We start from the raw sequence: 1,730 nt of genomic DNA on the forward strand, positions 1-1,730 counted from the left end.
GATTACGCCAAAAAGATGCTGCGCGGCTACACCAAAGAAGCCAAAGCGGCGAACGACTCAAACCTATCATTAAGCCGCTCTTTAGAGCAAACCGCAGACCGCGCCAAAAACGCAGGTCGCGGCGTGTTAGATGCTGCAGGTTATGTCTCGGCAGGCATTGGTGCCGTGACAGGTGCCACGGCTTACCTCATTACGCAGCAGGCGCAACAAGCGCGTGAAATCGAAAAGATGGCCACCGTTGCTCAGGTATCGGTCCAGCAAATTCAAGCCTTGGGATACGCCTCTGAGCAGTTCAATATCAGCGGCGAAAACATGGCCGAGATACTGAAGGACGTCAACGATAAGCTGGGCGACTTTACCGAAAATGAAGGTGGTGAATTTGCCGACTTCATGGAGAACATCGCACCAACAGTCGGCCTGACCATTGAGAAGCTGCAAGAGCTGTCGGGTCCCGATGCCTTGATTGCCATCAAAACGGCGATGGACCAAGCCAACGTTCCAATGAAAAGCCAGATATTTTATCTGGAGAGTATCGCGAACGATGCCTCGGCCTTGATGCCATTGCTTGAAAATCAAGGCCAAAAGCTCTTTGAGCTGACCAAAAAGTACGACGATTTGAACGTCTCCATGTCGGAATATGACATTGAGAAATTCAAAGAGATGGACCAAAAGCTCACAGATGTTGGTCTTAAACTTCAACGTTCTTTTGCTAATGGTGTATTGGGCGCTAGTGAACAGATAGATTGGTTTACCGATCAGCTCGTCGTCTCAGTTGATTATTGGGGCGCTCTGTTCGACAGCATGAGCGATAGCCCTAAAACTAAAAATGGCTTACTGAAGAAACTTGGTGATGCTCGCGACGAAGCGAGAACCGTCAAGATAGAGCTTGAGAGAGCGCAGAAAGCTTTAGAGGGCTTGCAGGCAACAGAAAGAAGTGCTGAAGGCAATGTTGAAGTTCAAGCACGTATGGCTAACTCGCGCTTTAGTGAAAGAGTTAGCGCTCAAGAGTCCAAAGTTGCCAAGCTCGCTGCAGAGTATGAAGCGCTCATCAATACCGTTGATAAGTATCAGCGCCAATATGAAGACCAAGAGCTTGGTTTTAAACGTGATGGTACGGGTGATGACAACACCAAGCCACAACCGCCGATTCGGACTTTAAAAGACGATCCTAGCGTTGGTAAAGCGCAAGCCTCTGGCGCATCGCGCCTAGCATCGCTTGATATGCAGTACGCGAATGAGCGTGAAAAACTCATCTTAGCGCATGAGCAACGCTTGCGTGACATCGAAGAAATGCAGGTGTCCGAGCAAGAGTTGAAGCGTCGTGGCTTTGATACCTTGGAAGCGCTAAAAGCTGAGTATCGTGACCGTGAGACAGAGTTCTATCTAAATGCAGAAAAGACGCGTAAAGATTTAGAAGATGATGCTTTGGAAGCATCAATCGAGTCTTTTGCTAAGAGTGAAGAAGCCAAAACAGAAAAGGCCAAAGTCGAAGCTGAAAAACGGGCGTATCGTGAAGAGCGCTTGATGCAAGAACGCGTTCGAGGCATGAGCAACTTCCTCGGTCAAATTTCCGAGCTGCAAAGCAGTGAAAATAAAAACGCCGCTCGTATTGGTAAAACCGCAGCGCGTGTCCAAATCATGCTTAACGCTTACGAATCAGCGTCAGCGGCATACAAATCTTTAGTTGGCATTCCTTATGTCGGTCCTGGTCTTGCTGCGGCAGCGGCAGG

The 1,730-nt window shown here is 48.8% G+C and carries 1 protein-coding gene; it reads left to right on the forward strand.

All coding sequences use genetic code 11. From position 1 onward, the window contains the following. The coding region (locus R7Q11_RS24645) for a hypothetical protein (RefSeq protein ID WP_225466819.1) at nt 1–1,730 on the forward strand (1,730 nt) is incomplete at both ends.

This window comes from Vibrio sp. 970 (assembly GCF_033339075.1).